Annotated in this window: 15 protein-coding genes; 11 read left to right on the top strand and 4 right to left on the bottom strand. The window is 71.4% G+C overall.

Features of this window, described 5'->3' with window-relative positions; all coding sequences use genetic code 11:
* Positions 1 to 807 (top strand): helix-turn-helix transcriptional regulator (locus ACTWQE_RS18760; RefSeq protein WP_443330119.1); only part of this gene is annotated, 807 nt, incomplete at its 5' end.
* A gap of 122 nt (positions 808 to 929) precedes the next feature.
* Here ACTWQE_RS18760 and ACTWQE_RS18755 read toward each other — a convergent pair.
* Positions 930 to 1,856, bottom strand: a complete 927-nt coding sequence (locus ACTWQE_RS18755; protein ID WP_443330118.1) for an SDR family oxidoreductase — start codon at positions 1,854 to 1,856, stop codon at positions 930 to 932.
* Positions 1,857 to 2,023: 167 nt separating this feature from the next.
* Here ACTWQE_RS18755 and ACTWQE_RS18750 point away from each other — a divergent pair, with 167 nt between their 5' ends.
* A complete protein-coding gene (locus tag ACTWQE_RS18750) occupies positions 2,024 to 2,542 on the top strand; it encodes a DUF4240 domain-containing protein (protein ID WP_443330122.1) in 519 nt (172 codons plus the stop codon).
* Between the two features lie 378 nt (positions 2,543 to 2,920).
* On the opposite strand, the gene ACTWQE_RS18745 is transcribed toward ACTWQE_RS18750, so the two are convergent.
* Positions 2,921 to 3,427 carry a GNAT family N-acetyltransferase gene (locus ACTWQE_RS18745; protein WP_443330117.1) on the bottom strand — a complete coding sequence of 169 codons (507 nt, stop codon included), beginning with the start codon at positions 3,425 to 3,427 and terminating at the stop codon, positions 2,921 to 2,923.
* Positions 3,428 to 3,494: 67 nt separating this feature from the next.
* Between ACTWQE_RS18745 and ACTWQE_RS18740 the strand changes: the two genes are divergently transcribed.
* Entirely contained in the window at positions 3,495 to 4,388 is an 894-nt protein-coding gene (locus ACTWQE_RS18740; protein WP_443330116.1) for a TIGR01777 family oxidoreductase, read from the top strand.
* A gap of 481 nt (positions 4,389 to 4,869) precedes the next feature.
* On the top strand, positions 4,870 to 6,201 hold the full coding sequence (locus ACTWQE_RS18735) for an NAD(P)/FAD-dependent oxidoreductase (protein WP_443330115.1): 1,332 nt from the start codon (positions 4,870 to 4,872) through the stop codon (positions 6,199 to 6,201).
* An 82-nt stretch (positions 6,202 to 6,283) separates the two neighbouring features.
* Here the strand turns inward: ACTWQE_RS18735 and ACTWQE_RS18730 are convergent, their stop codons facing one another.
* Positions 6,284 to 7,768, bottom strand: a complete 1,485-nt coding sequence (locus ACTWQE_RS18730) for a regulator (protein ID WP_443330114.1) — start codon at positions 7,766 to 7,768, stop codon at positions 6,284 to 6,286.
* A 275-nt stretch (positions 7,769 to 8,043) separates the two neighbouring features.
* Between ACTWQE_RS18730 and lipB the strand changes: the two genes are divergently transcribed.
* The 4 genes from lipB (at position 8,044) to ACTWQE_RS18710 (ending at position 11,104) form a co-directional block, all read left to right on the top strand.
* On the top strand, positions 8,044 to 8,874 hold the full coding sequence (gene lipB / locus ACTWQE_RS18725) for a lipoyl(octanoyl) transferase LipB (protein ID WP_443330113.1): 831 nt from the start codon (positions 8,044 to 8,046) through the stop codon (positions 8,872 to 8,874).
* Positions 8,875 to 9,004: 130 nt separating this feature from the next.
* The gene (lipA, locus tag ACTWQE_RS18720) at positions 9,005 to 9,970 is read left to right on the top strand and encodes a lipoyl synthase (RefSeq protein ID WP_443330112.1); all 966 of its coding nucleotides are present in this window, start codon (positions 9,005 to 9,007) and stop codon (positions 9,968 to 9,970) included.
* A gap of 224 nt (positions 9,971 to 10,194) precedes the next feature.
* Positions 10,195 to 10,404, top strand: coding sequence for an SCO2195 family GlnR-regulated protein (locus ACTWQE_RS18715; protein ID WP_443330111.1), 210 nt, complete (start codon positions 10,195 to 10,197; stop codon positions 10,402 to 10,404).
* Positions 10,405 to 10,414: 10 nt separating this feature from the next.
* On the top strand, positions 10,415 to 11,104 hold the full coding sequence (locus ACTWQE_RS18710) for a DUF4191 domain-containing protein (protein WP_443330110.1): 690 nt from the start codon (positions 10,415 to 10,417) through the stop codon (positions 11,102 to 11,104).
* A 186-nt stretch (positions 11,105 to 11,290) separates the two neighbouring features.
* Here the strand turns inward: ACTWQE_RS18710 and ACTWQE_RS18705 are convergent, their stop codons facing one another.
* Positions 11,291 to 11,758 carry an RDD family protein gene (locus tag ACTWQE_RS18705; RefSeq protein WP_443330109.1) on the bottom strand — a complete coding sequence of 156 codons (468 nt, stop codon included), beginning with the start codon at positions 11,756 to 11,758 and terminating at the stop codon, positions 11,291 to 11,293.
* Between the two features lie 264 nt (positions 11,759 to 12,022).
* Between ACTWQE_RS18705 and glnA the strand changes: the two genes are divergently transcribed.
* The 3 genes from glnA to ACTWQE_RS18690 all read left to right on the top strand — a co-directional run bounded on the left by glnA (position 12,023) and on the right by ACTWQE_RS18690 (position 14,474).
* Entirely contained in the window at positions 12,023 to 13,432 is a 1,410-nt protein-coding gene (gene glnA / locus ACTWQE_RS18700; protein WP_443330108.1) for a type I glutamate--ammonia ligase, read from the top strand.
* A 195-nt stretch (positions 13,433 to 13,627) separates the two neighbouring features.
* Positions 13,628 to 14,047: a helix-turn-helix transcriptional regulator gene (locus tag ACTWQE_RS18695; RefSeq protein WP_443330107.1), complete on the top strand. Its 420-nt coding sequence runs from the start codon at positions 13,628 to 13,630 to the stop codon at positions 14,045 to 14,047.
* 10 nt (positions 14,048 to 14,057) lie between these two features.
* Positions 14,058 to 14,474: a VOC family protein gene (locus ACTWQE_RS18690; RefSeq protein ID WP_443330106.1), complete on the top strand. Its 417-nt coding sequence runs from the start codon at positions 14,058 to 14,060 to the stop codon at positions 14,472 to 14,474.
* Positions 14,475 to 14,786: the final 312 nt, after the last annotated feature.

Here is a 14,786-nt window from a genome sequence, read left to right as displayed (position 1 = left end):
CTCTTCCTCTCCGGCGTGCCCTCCGCGCTCCGCGAGATGGGCCTGGCGGACGCGGGGTCGGCGGCGCGGCTGAAGGTGGCCGCGGCGTTGCTGCCCGAGCTGCGGGACGCGCCGGACACCGCGGCGCAGCGGTTCCATCTGGACGCGCCCGGCTGGTGGCAGGAGCCGGAGTCGCCGGAGTGGCTGCCCGCCGTTGCCGACGCCGTATGGGACGACCGCCGGCTGACGGTCCGCTACCGGCGCGGGGACACCGAGGTGGTGCGTGAGCTGGAACCGTACGGTCTCGTCCTGAAGGCCGGGGTCTGGTATCTCGCAGCCGGGGTCGTGGACGGGCCCGCCCCGGCGGAGGCGGCCGGGGCCCGTCCTCCGGGTGGGCGGGCCGGTGGATCGGGCGAGTACCGGGTGTACCGCGTGTACCGGGTGGACCGGTTCGCGGCGGTCTCGCCCGGTACCGAACGGTTCGTGCGTGACGAGGAATTCGCACTCCCTGCGTTCTGGGAGGAGCGGGCCGAGCAGTTCGCTCGGTCGATCCTGCGGGAGTCGGTGGTGGTGCGGCTGTCGGAGGCCGGGGCGCGGCAGTTGCCGTATGTGACGGACCGCACCGCGGCCCGGGAAGCGGTGGCGCGGGCCGGGCCGCCCGACCCGGCGGGCAGGGTGACGCTCACCCTTCCCGTCGAGTCGGTGGACGTGGCGTACGGCCAGCTGCTGGCGCTCGGTCCGGAGGCGGAGGTGCTGGAGCCGCCGGAGCTCCGGGACCGCTTGGCGCGGGCGGCGGAACGTACGGCGGCCCTCTACGCCGGGCGTTGAGCGGCCCTGTACGGACGCATCATGAAAGGCTCTGTACGCGGGGGCGTTGAGCGGCCTTGTAGGGGAGGCGTTGACCAGGTCTGTACGCGGGCGTTGAGCGGCTCGGGGCGTGAGCGACGGTCTCAGCGGTAGGCGGAGTCGTCCGCGGCCTTGCCGCCCAGCTCGACCTCCTTGATGTAGCCCCAGGCGTCGGGACGGGTGCCGTCGGTGTCGGTGAAGCCGTAGACCCGGGCGAGCTGCCCGGTGGACAGCGACTGGCCGTTCCAGCGCGCCACGTCCGGGTCGGCGGCGAGAGCGGTGACGGCCCGGCCGATGTAGACGGGCGATTCGGCGATGGCGAAGCTCGGCATCTGCTTGACGCCCTCGCGCCAGTTCTCCTCCGTAACGCCGAAGAAGTCGAGCATCTGCTCGGAACGCAGAAAGCCGGGGGTGAGGGAGACCGCGGTGCAGCCGACGTCCTTCAGCTCCTCCCCGAGGCCGAACGCCATCCGGATCGGGGCGTTCTTGGTGAGGTCGTAGTAGAGGTTCTCCCGATACCTGGTGTTGAAGTCGGCGGTGCCGTCGGTGACCTCGACCAGCAGGCCGCCGCGGTCGCGGACCAGCAGCGGCAGCGCGAAGTGGCTGGTGACGAGGTGGCTCTTCACACCGAGCTCCAGCATCCGCAGTCCCTTGGCCAGGTCGTACTCCCACATCCTGGTTCCCTCGCCGAACTCGACGAGGTGCTCGCCGCCCCAGATGTCGTTCACCAGGACGTCCAGCCGTCCGTGGTCGCGGTCGATGCGCTCGACGAGGTCCCGCACCTGGTCCGGCTCCAGGTGGTCGGTGGGTACGACGACGGCCTCTCCCCCGGCGGCGGTGATCAGTTCGCCCGTCTCCTCGATGGTCTCGGTGGTCCGGCCGACCTCGCTGACGTGCTCCCGGGTCGTACGGCCGGTGGCGTACACCGTGGCCCCTGCCCGTCCGAGTTCCACGGCCATCGCACGTCCGGCGCCGCGGGTGGCTCCCGCGACGAGTACGACCTTGCCCGCCAGTGCGCCCTGCTCGCTCACGTGTACGTCCTCTCCTGTGCCGCTCGCCAGTGGTTGCGACTGACGCTGTCACTCAAAGACGACAACCTCTGTCCGGTTTCCGCAGGCAGCCGCGCTGATAACGACACAGCCGCATCCGGGCCGCTCCGCGTGCGTCGTGGGGTGGCAGGGCCGATGCTGGTCCCGTGATGGACGAGACGGAGTTCTGGGAGATCGTCGACAGCACCCGCGAGGCCGCCGAGGGCGACCCGGAGGACCAGGCCGAGCTGCTCGTGGAACGGCTGCTGCAGTTCGACCCGGACGCCGTGCTCGACTTCGCCCGGCACTTCGAGGCCCGCTTCAACCGCGCGTACCGCTGGGATCTGTGGGGCGCGGCCTGGGTGCTGCTGGGCGGCGCGAGCGACGACGCCTTCGACAACTTCCGCTGCTGGCTGATCGCGCAGGGCCGGGAGGTCTTCGAGGGCGCGCTGCACGAGCCGGACGACCTGGCGGATCTGCTGGAGGACTTCGACGAGGAGGTCGACGGGGACGCCGAGGAGCTGGGGTACGCGGCGGACGAGGCGTACGAGCAGCTCACGGGGCTGGAGACACCGGACCTGGGGCTGGCGAGGCCGCCGCTGGAGCCTGCGGGCACGGCCATCGACTTCGAGGACGACAAGGCGCTCGCGGACCGCTTTCCCAAGCTCTGGGACGCATTCCGGGCGTAGCCCCGGGACACCCCCAGGGACTCGCCGCCCACGGAGGCCCTGTCGGCCGGGAGCCGCTCGGATGCCCCGGCGGCCGGGAGCCCGGGAGCCCGCTCCGAGGCATCTGCCAGGAGCCCGCTCCGAGGAGCCGGAAAGGCCGGAAGCCCACCTGGAGGCCGCAGCCGGATGCCCCCGGCGGCCGGCAGCCGGAGGTCCGCCCGGTGGCCGGAATGGTTGACCCACATCCCGTCCAGGTCCCGGGGGCCCGTTCCGGTCCCGTGCGCTCTCACCGGTCAGCCGCCGTACGGACCGCGGCACCGCGTCGGGTGTCCCCTCGTCCCGCCGCTCAGGCGGTCAGGCGGTCAGGCGGTCAGGCGGTTCGTCCCGTCGGTCAGGCGGTCACACGGTCAGACGGCGTCCCATCAGCACATCGTCCACGTACTCCCCCTCGATCAGATACTCCCCGGGGAGTATGCCCTCCACGACGAAGCCCGCCGACTCGTAGAGCCGCCGGGCCGGGGCGTTGTGCCCGAGGACCCGCAGGGTGATCCGGGCCGCTCCCTGGCGCAGTGACTCCGCGCAGGCTGCCTCGAGCAGCGCCCGTGCGATGCCGCGGCCGCGGGCCCAGGTGTCCACGGCGAGTCCCTGGATCTGGCGTACGTGCGCATGGGCGGGGAGCGAGGTGGGCGCGATGAGCCGCAGATAGCCCGCGACCCGCCCCTCGTACTCGGCGACCAGGAAGTGGGACGGCAGATGCACCGCGTCGAAGAAGGGGTCGCCTGCCGGCGGTGGGCCCGGCTGCACGGCATGCAGCGGTGACCAGGTACGCCGGTCCAGCGCGGCGAGCGCGGCGTCGTCGTCGCGGACGGCACGGCGGATGACGGGACGTATGTGCGAGGCGGGCATGGGTGACACTGTGCCATCCGTCCGGTCCGTTCCGGCATACCGGTGAGCGGCGGGGCAGGATGGGGGCATGCGCATCGCGGTCACCGGCTCGACCGGTCTCATCGGTACGGCACTTCTTCGCTCGCTCCGCGCGGACGGACACGACGTGGTCCGCCTGGTGCGTCGCCCACCGCGAGCGGCGGACGAGGTGACGTGGGATCCGGAGCGGCAGCACGTCGACACGGCCGGGCTGGCGGGCTGCGAGGCGGTGGTGCACCTGGCGGCGGCGGGGATCGGCGACCGGTACTGGACCGAGGCGTACAAGCGGAAGCTCCGGGACAGCCGGGTGCTCGGCACGGCCGCGATCGCCGAGGCCGTCGCCTCGCTCGACAGCCCGCCCCGGGTGCTGGTGAACGCCAGCGCGATCGGCTTCTACGGCGACACCGGCGACCGCCCCGTCGACGAGACCGCGCCCCCTGGTGACGGCTTCCTCGCGCGGCTCTGCCAGGAGTGGGAGGAAGCAGCCGCACCGGCCGAAGAAGCAGGAATTCGAACGGTGTTCGCGCGCAGCGGGCTCGTCATCTCCGGCGAGGGAGGCGCCTGGGGGCGGCGGATCATTCCCCTCTTCAAGCTGGGCCTCGGCGGCCGGCTCGGCAACGGCAGCCAGTACTGGAGCTACATCTCGCTCCAGGACGAGGTCGCCGCCCTACGGCACATCCTGGCCACGGAGGAGCTGTCGGGGCCGGTCAACTGCACAGCGCCGGAGCCCGCCACGAACCGCGAGGTGACCGCGGCGATGGGGCGTGCACTGCGCCGGCCGACGCTCCTCACCGTCCCGGCGCCCGCGCTGAAGCTGGCCCTCGGACAGCTCTCCCAAGAGGTCCTCGGCAGCCAGCGCGTACTGCCCAAACGGCTGCTGGAGACCGGCTTCTCCTTCGCCTTCCCGACCGTGGACAGCGCGGTACGGGCCGCACTGTCCTGAGCGGGCCCCTCCCCGGGCGGTACGGGATGGCCCCTCTCCGTACGGGATGCCCCTCTCCGTACGGGATGCCCCGCGCGCACGGACGCCACCGTACGGACGCCGCCCGCGGCTCAACGGGACGCGCCCCGGCCGAGCGGGAGTTCGCGCCGAAGGTCCCCGGCTCGCGCCGATCGGAACGAGCCCGCACCGAACGGGACGAGTGCGCACCGAACGGAACGGGCGTCACGCCGAACGGGCCCGGCCCACGCCGACGGTCCGCACCTGACCGTTATCGACTGATTTGACGACGCCGCCGCACGTGAGCGATCGTCGTGCGACCGGCGTGCGCCTGTGCTCGGGCGGTGCGCGACTGTGTACGACCGGAATCATTCCTACGCTCGTCCAGAACTGAAGCATCCCCTGGGTCCGTTGAGGGCATGAGGTCCCCAGCGACCGGCAGGGTCACACAGCGCGAGACACAGCCGACCTCGGGGAGGCGCACGTGCTCAGCAGCGCAGCACGCCACAACACACACCGGACGGACGTCGTCGTCGTCGGCGCCGGACTGGCAGGACTCTCCGCGGCGCGGCAACTGGTCGACGCCGGAGTAAGTGTCACGGTCCTGGAGGCCGCCCCTTACGTCGGAGGCCGGATGTGCACCGACGAGATCGACGGCTTCCGCCTCGACCGCGCACCGCAGCTCTTCCCCACCCCCTGCTCGGAGTTGCGCCGTACGCCCGGTCTGGGCGGCTTGGCGCTTCGCCCTCTGTCAGCAGGAGTTCTGCTGCACATCGGCGGGCGCAACCAGCGGTTCGGCGACGCCAGGAGCACAAGGGGCGCGCTCAACGCCGCGCGCGCTCTCGCGTCCGCCGCTCGGGCGCCCCTCGGCGGCGCGCTCGACCAGGCGCGGGCCACGGCCTTTCTGAACCGGCTTGCGGCCACGCCCGTCGACCGGCTCCTCGCCCGGCCCGAACTGGCTGTCTCCGAGGCCCTTCACGCCCGGGGCGTGCCGGCCCGGACCGTCGACGGCTTCCTCCGCCCCCTGCTTTCGGCGCTGCTCAGCGACCCGGACATGAGCACATCGAGCCGGGTCGCCGAGCTCGCGCTGCGCGGTTTCGTCCGCGGCCGGCTCTGTCTGCCCGCGGGCGGCGCCTCCGCCGTGACCGAACTGCTGACCGCGGCCCTGCCACCGGGCACCGTACGGACCGGGGTGCGCGCCGTGGCGGCCTCCACCACCTCCGTGGAGACCGCCGAGCACGGCCAATTCGCCTGCCGCGCCGTGCTCGTGGCCACCGGAGCCCGCGCTGCCGCCGAACTCCTGCCGGGGCTCCGGCTGCCGGACTTCCACCCGGTGACCGTGCTGCACCACACCGCCGACGAGCCGCCGCTGGGCGAGCCCGCCCTCCTCCTGGATGCCGACCGGCGCGGCCCCGTCTCGCACACGGCGGTCGTCAGCGAGGCCGACCCGTCCCGCACTCCCCCGGGCCGGGTCCTCATCACCTCGACGGTGCTCGGCGTCGACGCCTCGGAACCGCTGACCGCCCTCGACAAGGCGGCCCGCACCCAGCTCGGCGAGCTCTACGGCGCGTCCGCGGACGGCTGGCAGCTGCTCGCCGCCCACCACGACACCGAGGCCGTACCAGCCATGCGCGCACCGCACGACCTGCGGCGACCGGTGCGCGTGCTGTCGGGACTCTACGTCTGCGGGGACCATCGCGAGACCAGCACCGCCCGGGGCGCCCTGGCCTCGGGCCGCCGCGCCGCCCGTGCCGCTCTCCGGGACTTCGGTCTCCATCCGGCGGAGGAGCCGTCGCCCCTGGCCGCGGCGGCATGACCGCACGGGCGGGCCCGAGGGACCGCACCCGTGCTCCCGGGAGACCGCCACCTCGAGAGGCGGCCCCGCATCCCGAGGAACCTCACACCCCGAGCGCGGCCACCCGCTCCCGGTATCCTCGTACGGCCGCCGCCTCCTTGTACGGCTCCAGCCGCCGCTCGAAATCACGGACGTACTCCGTCGCCCGCGCCGACCGCATCTCGGTCGCCTGCTGGGCCGCCTCCGCTCCCAGCGCGCACGCCTGCTCCAGCTCCCCCAGCCCCAGCCGTGCCGACGCCAGCACCACCCGGCAGAACAGCCGGCTCCGTGCGTACGCGGGCCCACGCAGCTGCAGCGATCGCTCCGCGTGCTGTGCGGCCGCCCGGTACTGCTGGAGGTCACGGTGGCAGTGGCCGAATTCGTCGGCGAGCTGTGCCTCGTCGAAGCACCGCGCCCAGTGCGGCACGTCGTCCCCCGGCCGTGCGGTCTCCAGCGCCCGTTCCGCCCGCGCGAGCGAGGCGGTGCACGCCCGCGCATCGCCCAGCACACCGTGCCCGCGCGCCTCCACCGCGTGCAGCAGCGCCTGCACCACGGGTGGGGCACCGGCGCCGATGCCCTGCTGGGCGACGCGGGCGAGCTGCACCGCCTCCCGACCGTGCTGCAGATACACCGCCTGCCGGCTCATGGTCACCAGCACATAGCTGCCGTACGGCCGGTCGCCGGCCGCCTGGGCCAGGCGCAGGGCCTGCACGAAGTAGCGCTGAGCGAGCCCGTGGGCCGCGATGTCGTACGAGGTCCAGCCCGCCAGCCGGGTCAGGTCCGCCACGGCCGCGAACAGCCGCCGCCCCAGCGTCTCCCCGTACGTCCCGCGCAGCATCGGCTCCGACTCGTGCTCCAGATACCGCACCAGGGCCTGCCGGGCGTGCCCGCCGCCGTAGGTCTGGTCGAGCGTGCGGAACAGCTCCGCGACCGAGCGCAGGGCCGCGATGTCGCCCGCCGTGACCCGCTGGCCCGCCACCCGGTCGGTCCCGCGCTGCCGGGGCACCACCGGCCTTCCCGGATGACCGGCCCGGACGCCGTTCTCCAGGCCCGTACCGGGGCTGCCGGGGCGACCGGTGGAGGCCGGGTCGACGCCCCGGCCGACGCGGTCGTCGGGCCGGCCGATCAGCCAGTCGCGGCTGGGCACCACCAGCCCGGCCGGGGTGAACGCGATCTTGCGCAGCTCGGCGTGGCTGCCTGAGTCCTTGCGCCACAGCCCGCTGACGATGTCCACCGCCTCGGCGGGCGTGGCGGCGAATTCGAGCCCCGCGTACACCGGTGCGCAGGCGTCCAGCCCGATGTCCTGGGCCGACAGCCGACGGCCCAGGCGGCGGGTGAACACCTCGGCGATCAGCGCGGGAGTGGTCCCGCGCGGCTGTTGCCCGCGCAGCCAGCGGGTCACCGAGGTCTTGTCGTAGCGCAGATCGAGGCCGTGTTCGAGGCCGAGCTGGTCGACTCTCCGGGCCAGCCCGGCATTCGAGAACCCGGCTTCTGCGATGAGCGCGGCAAGCTGACGGTTGGGGATGCGCTGCTGGGGTCGATCCGTCATCGGCTGTGCGGTCTCCTGCCTTCCGGGCCCTGGGAGGAAGGGCGCGACAAGGCCGCGACCCTGCTGCTTCCCCGCTCACCCATGTGGAACGGCGAGAATGTAACGGCCTGCGAAGCCCTCCCCGGCGCCATCGCCACGCATTCATCCGATCGTGTGAGCAAAGGTGGTGCGGGGACTGTCGGCCGCCTTTCGGCCGCCTGCCGACATTTCCGTACCCCGGCCGTACAGTGGCTGGGCGCGACACATGGAAGACGAAAGTTCGAACAGGAGCTGCCGTGAGTGCTGCACTCTCCCAGGAGACGGCCACCGTCCCCACGAGACTGCGCTTCGTCCACCTGGGCTTCGGCGAGAACGCCGTGGACTACGAGGAGGCCTGGCAGGAGCAGCGCAGGGTGCACGCCGCCCGGTTCGCGGACGAGATCCCCGACACCTGTCTGCTGCTGGAGCACCCGCCCGTCTACACCGCCGGACGGCGCACCACCGACAGCGAGCGCCCCCTGGACGGAACGCCGGTCGTCGATGTGGACCGGGGCGGCAAGATCACCTGGCACGGTCCCGGCCAGCTCGTCGGCTATCCGATCCTGCAGCTTCCCCGCCCGGTGGATGTCGTTGCGCATGTCCGGCGCCTGGAGGAGGCCCTGATCCTGACCTGTGCCGAGTTCGGTCTGGAGACCACCCGGATCGAGGGCCGCAGCGGGGTCTGGGTGCTCGGTGACCCGGTCGAGCAGCGCACCTCGGCCGGAAGCCTGTCGCTGCACTTCGACCCGCGGCTGGAGGACGACGAGTTCGACCCCCGGATGAACGGCCCGGAGTACGCCCCGTCCAACGCCGGCCAGCGCCGCGAGGACCGCAAGCTCGCCGCCATCGGCATCCGCGTCGCCAAGGGCGTCACCATGCACGGCTTCGCGCTCAACTGTGACCCCGACAACACCTGGTTCGACCGGATCGTGCCGTGCGGCATCCGCGACGCGGGGGTCACCTCGCTCTCCAACGAACTGGGCCGGAAGATCTCCGTGGCCGAGGCCCTGCCCGTGGTGGAGAAGCATCTGCGGGCGGTCCTGGAGGCGGCGAAGCCGCTGCCGCGCCAGATCGCGCCCCTCTCCTGAAGGGCGCGCCCCTCTCCTGAAGGGAGGGGGAATGCGCCCCCCGGCGCAGGGGTTGCCCGCACGTAGGACCGTATGAACAACGGGCGTACCCTGGTGTGCGCCGAAGAATCGAAGTCGTAGGGAGCCGGACGTGTCCGCAGTCGCACCCGACGGACGCAAGATGCTGCGCCTGGAGGTCCGGAACAGCCAGACGCCCATCGAGCGAAAGCCCGAGTGGATCAAGACCCGGGCGAAGATGGGCCCCGAGTACACGCAGATGCAGAGCCTGGTGAAGAGCGAGGGCCTGCACACCGTGTGCCAGGAGGCCGGCTGCCCGAACATCTACGAGTGCTGGGAGGACCGCGAGGCGACCTTCCTCATCGGTGGCGACCAGTGCACCCGGCGCTGCGACTTCTGCCAGATCGACACCGGCAGGCCGGAGCCGCTGGACCGCGACGAGCCGCGCCGCGTCGGTGAGTCCGTGGTCACCATGGACCTGAACTACGCCACCATCACCGGTGTCGCGCGCGACGACCTCGAGGACGGCGGCGCCTGGCTGTACGCCGAGACGGTGCGGCAGATCCACGGGATGACGGCGGAGCGCGAGGCGGGCCGTACCAAGGTCGAGCTGCTGATCCCCGACTTCAACGCCGTCCCCGAGCAGCTCGCCGAGGTCTTCTCCGCCCGCCCGGAGGTGCTCGCGCACAATGTCGAGACCGTGCCGCGGATCTTCAAGCGGATCCGCCCCGCGTTCCGCTACGAGCGCTCCCTCGAGGTCATCACCCGGGCACGCGAGGCCGGTCTGGTCACCAAGTCCAACCTGATCCTGGGCATGGGCGAGGAGCGCGAGGAGATCAGTCAGGCCCTGCAGGACCTGCACGACGCGGGCTGTGAGTTGATCACCATCACCCAGTACCTGCGGCCCACCGTGCGGCACCATCCGGTCGAGCGCTGGGTCAAGCCCGCCGAGTTCGTGGAGCTCAAGGAGGAGGCCGAGGAGATCGGCTTCTCCGGTGTCATGTCCGGCCCGCTGGTCCGCTCCTCCTACCGCGCCGGCCGCCTCTTCCAGCAGGCCATGGACCGCCGCGGCGCCACCGTCGCCTCGCAGGCCGGCTGACGGAGCGCACTGGCCCATTCGGTGTCGGCGCGGCACGGACGTTCCCACGGACGGGCCGCGTCAAGATGTGATCTCGCCACGTACGGGTTTCATTGGTGTTTGACCGACCGGTCACTCCCTGGTAACACCCATCAGTGACTCTGATGGGACCTGGGGGTGACCCCGGGTAAGCACAGCACAGCGCACTTCCGTTCCCGCCCGCCCGCTCCGAGGGGACTCACGCCATGCAGGCCGCGCCCGTCCGCGCTACCGCGATCCCGTCCGTCACCGATGCCCTGCGCGCCGTCGAGGAGGTGCTGATGCGCGGCGGCCAGCGCACCGCTCGCCAGAACGCCTGGACCGCGGTCCTGGAGGACCGGCGCCGCGCCCATGACCGCCGCGAGGCCCAGCACGTACTGGAGGCCGTGGCAACCGGGACTCCCCAGGCCACGTAAACTCTGCAGCATGGCGAGGAAGGAAACATCCGAGAACCCCGGGCGACTGAAGCAGATCGCCCTGACCTACCAGATGACCAGGCGGGTCGACTCCAAGGTCGGTCTTGTCGTCGCGGCAGTGGGAATTGTCACCTTCGGTGTCCTCCTCGCGATCGGCTTCCTGATCGAGCACCCTGTCTACCTGGGCATTCTGGGCTTCCTGCTGGCCTTCCTCGCGATGGCGATCATCTTCGGGCGACGGGCCGAGCGAGCGGCCTTCGGCCAGATGGAGGGCCAGCCGGGGGCCGCGGCCGCGGTGCTGGAGAACATCGGCCGCGGCTGGTCGGTGACCCCGGCGGTGGCGATGAACCGCAGCCAGGACGTGATCCACCGCGCCGTCGGCAAGGCGGGCATCGTCCTGGTCGCCGAGGGCAACCCGAACCGGGTCAAGGGCCTGCTGGCCGCCGAGAAGAAGAAGATGGCGCGTGTCGTCGTGGACGTACCGGTGCACGACGTGGTCGTGGGCGACGGCGAGGGCCAGGTGCCGCTGAAGCGGGTGCGCACCACTCTGATGAAGCTGCCGAAGGTGCTCCCAGGCTCTCAGGTCACGGCGGTCAACGACCGGCTGCGCGCGCTGGGCGACCTGATGAGCAACATGCCGGTTCCGAAGGGGCCGATGCCGAAGGGCATGCGGATGCCCCGCGGCGGCAGGATGCGCTGAGCCGCCGTACGGCTCGTTCGTACGCATGACGGCAATGACGGAGGCGACCCGGAACCTCGGTTCCGGGTCGCCTCCGTCATTGCCGTCACGTCTTGCCGGTCTCGTATACAACGCGATGCCGGCCGGCCCGGCCCGGCCCGGTCCGGGCGCTGTGAGTCCGTACGGTCCGTACCGGCCGTACGTGCGTCAGATCCGGACCTGGACGGCGCGGGCCAGGCGATCGTGCAGACCCCGTCCGTCGCGGTCCCAGATGAGCGCCGGGACCACCAGGACCAGCAGCACGGAGCGCAGCGCGGCGTACGGCAGGGAGAGCCGCGTGCCGTCGACGGAGATCGCCCGCAGGCCGAACAGCCGCTTGCCCGGCGTGCAGCCCACCGTGCCGACGGTGACCACGCTCAGCACCAGGAAGACCAGCAGGGCCCAGTCGCCGGCGGACCGTATGTCGCCGGGGGCGAAGAGCCCGTAGCCGATCAGGACGCAGAGCGCCCAGTCGATGAAGAGGGCTCCGAAGCGCCGTCCGAGGGGCGCGACCGAGCCCGGCCCGTCCTCCGGCAGCCCCAGCCGCTTGCCCCGGTGGCCGAAGTCGACGCCCATCTCCTCGGCGGCCGCACGGGGCCCGGAGAGCCACGATCCGATTGCTTGCCTGTTGTCCACCCGTCCACGGTACTGGGACCGCATACGTGCCCCCGCGCGCGGGTTCCGCCACTCCATGGCCCACTGGGTGTTTCATGGGGAGTACGGGCACCGGCCCATCTCACCGGCGGATGCCGGTTACGCCGTTCCGCGGTTAACCTCGGCGAAACAAATGGGTCATGCTCGGGAAATCCCGGAAACCTATGGTCGGGGCCAGCGTGCCACCGCACTGGCCACGCCCCGAGCAGCAATCCCGCCCCCTGGCGGCGGGCTAGGAGGAGTTGGATGTTCCAGAACGCCGACGATGCGAAGAAGTTCATCGCGGACGAGGACGTGAAGTTCGTAGACGTCCGGTTCTGCGACCTGCCCGGCGTGATGCAGCACTTCACGGTTCCGGTGGAGGCGTTCGACCCTGCCGAACAGCTGATGTTCGACGGTTCGTCCATCCGCGGCTTCCAGGCCATCCACGAGTCCGACATGGCGCTGGTCCCCGACCTGACGACGGCCCGTCTGGACCCGTTCCGCCAGGAGAAGCACCTCAACATCAACTTCTTTATCCACGACCCGATCACGGGCGAGCAGTACAGCCGTGACCCGCGGAACATCGCCAAGAAGGCCGAGGCCTACCTCGCCTCCTCCGGCATCGCGGACACCGCGTACTTCGGCCCGGAGGCGGAGTTCTACGTCTTCGACAGCGTCCGTTTCGAGACCAAGTCGAACGAGTCCTTCTACCACATCGACTCCGAGGCCGGCGCCTGGAACACCGGCGCCATCGAGGACAACCGTGGCTACAAGGTCCGGTACAAGGGCGGCTACTTCCCGGCCCCGCCGGTCGACCACTTCGCCGACCTGCGCGCCGAGATCTCCCTGGAGCTGAACAAGGCCGGCCTCCACGTCGAGCGCCAGCACCACGAGGTCGGCACCGCCGGCCAGGCCGAGATCAACTACAAGTTCAACACGCTGCTCGCCGCGGCTGACGACCTGATGCTCTTCAAGTACATCGTGAAGAACGTCGCCTGGCGGAACGGCAAGACCGCGACCTTCATGCCGAAGCCGATCTTCGGTGACAACGGCTCGGGCATGCACGTCCACCAGTCGCTGTGGTCGGGCGGCGACCCGCTCTTCTACGACGAGGCGGGCTACGCGGGCCTCTCGGACACCGCCCGTTACTACATCGGCGGCATCCTCAAGCACGCTCCGTCGCTGCTGGCCTTCACCAACCCGACGGTGAACTCGTACCACCGCCTGGTGCCGGGCTTCGAGGCGCCGGTGAACCTGGTGTACTCGCAGCGCAACCGCTCGGCTGCGATGCGTATCCCGATCACCGGCTCGAACCCGAAGGCCAAGCGCGTCGAGTTCCGTGCCCCGGACCCGTCCAGCAACCCGTACCTCGCCTTCTCGGCGCTGCTGCTGGCCGGCCTGGACGGCGTGAAGAACAAGATCGAGCCGGCGGAGCCGATCGACAAGGACCTCTACGAGCTCGCCCCCGAGGAGCACGCGGGCGTCCCGCAGGTCCCGACCTCCCTCCCGGCGGTGCTCGACGCCCTCGAGGCGGACAACGAGTACCTGCAGGCCGGCGGCGTCTTCACCGCTGACCTGATCGAGACCTGGATCGACTACAAGCGGACGAACGAGATCGCCCCGATCCAGCTGCGTCCGCACCCGCACGAGTTCGAGATGTACTTCGACATCTAAGATCGCCGCGGGTCGGAGCGGGTTTCCGCTCCCCTGGGCCGTCTGTGGGCCGTGGGCCGTGCTTCTCCCTGGGAGGGCACGGCCCACAGCCGTCTCCGGTCGGCGTCGAGACGTGGAGCACCTCGACCAATGCGGAGCAGCCAGGCCTCCCCTGCGCCGACACGGCGGCGCCCGGCGCTGTGGGATGGTGGTCGCGTGACGTTGGAGGACCTCGTCCGGCTGCGCCGGGCCCGTGACCTGATGGACCGCGACTACGCGAAGCCGCTCGACGTTCCGGCGCTCGCGCGCGTCGCCCTCATGTCGCCGGGCCATTTCTCCCGCAGCTTCCGCGCTGCCTTCGGGGAGACGCCGTACAGCTACCTGATGACGCGCCGGATCGAGCGGGCCAAGGCGCTGCTGCGGCGGGGCGATCTGACCGTGACGGAGACGTGCTTCGCGGTCGGCTGCACGTCCCTGGGGTCGTTCAGCTCGCGGTTCACCGAGCTGGTCGGCGAGAGCCCGAGCTCATACCGGGCCCGCCGCCATGACGAGGGCGCCGCCATCCCGGCCTGCGTCGCCAAGATCCACACGCGACCGGTCAGGAATGGAGAAGCAAAACCTGCCCCCCGCCCGTAGCGTGAACCGCATGGACATCAAGCTTGCACAGTGCTTCATCGCCGTCGACGACCACGACAAGGCGCTCGCCTTCTACCGGGACGTTCTCGGCCTGGAGGTGCGCAACGACGTCGGGTTCGAGGGGATGCGCTGGGTGACCGTCGGCGCGCCGTCTCAGCCCGATGTGGAGATCGTCCTCGAGCCGCCCCTCGCGGACCCGAACGCCTCGCCCGCCGACAAGCAGGCCATGGCGGAACTGTTGGCGAAGGGCCTGCTGCGCGGTGTCATCTTCGGGACCGACGACTGCGATGCCACCTTCGAGCGCATCCGCGCCGCGGGTGGCGAGGTGCTGCAGGAGCCGATCGACCAGCCATACGGCGTCCGCGACTGCGCCTTCCGCGATCCCTCCGGCAATATGCTGCGCTTCACCCAGCCTCGCAGGCAGTGAGCCCTGGCCCCGCGAACCGGGCGCTACCCTGTCGGCGAACCCCGCGCCGCATCCAGGCCTGGCGCGAGGTGAACGAGATGCCCGACCGCGAGCTGATGAGCGACGACCGCGGGTTGGTTCCGACGCCTCGGCCGGGCGCGCCGCGTGGCCGGGGCACAGAGGCTCCACGGGCCGAAGCGGCGTGGATGCCTTGGTTCCTGCGCCGAGCGCGACCCCGGCCGGCGTCAGCCGGACGGGGTCGCGCCACCCCGGCCGACACCACCGATCAGGCAGACGGCCGACCGTGCCGCGACCGCGCCGACGAAGAAGGAC

Source organism: Streptomyces sp. 8N706, from assembly GCF_052245415.1.
GTDB lineage: Bacteria > Actinomycetota > Actinomycetes > Streptomycetales > Streptomycetaceae > Streptomyces.
This window is presented reverse-complemented; position numbering and strand designations above follow the sequence as displayed.

Bases quoted from the DNA above. Each gene is read 5' to 3' on its own strand.
- ACTWQE_RS18750 (WP_443330122.1), top strand. From the start codon at position 2,024: ATGGACGAGACGGAGTTCTGGGAGATCGTCGACAGCACCCGCGAGGCC.
- ACTWQE_RS18745 (WP_443330117.1), bottom strand. From the start codon at position 3,427: ATGCCCGCCTCGCACATACGTCCCGTCATCCGCCGTGCCGTCCGCGAC.
- ACTWQE_RS18740 (WP_443330116.1), top strand. From the start codon at position 3,495: ATGCGCATCGCGGTCACCGGCTCGACCGGTCTCATCGGTACGGCACTT.
- ACTWQE_RS18730 (WP_443330114.1), bottom strand. From the start codon at position 7,768: ATGACGGATCGACCCCAGCAGCGCATCCCCAACCGTCAGCTTGCCGCG.
- ACTWQE_RS18715 (WP_443330111.1), top strand. From the start codon at position 10,195: ATGCAGGCCGCGCCCGTCCGCGCTACCGCGATCCCGTCCGTCACCGAT.
- ACTWQE_RS18710 (WP_443330110.1), top strand. From the start codon at position 10,415: ATGGCGAGGAAGGAAACATCCGAGAACCCCGGGCGACTGAAGCAGATC.
- glnA (WP_443330108.1), top strand. From the start codon at position 12,023: ATGTTCCAGAACGCCGACGATGCGAAGAAGTTCATCGCGGACGAGGAC.
- ACTWQE_RS18690 (WP_443330106.1), top strand. From the start codon at position 14,058: ATGGACATCAAGCTTGCACAGTGCTTCATCGCCGTCGACGACCACGAC.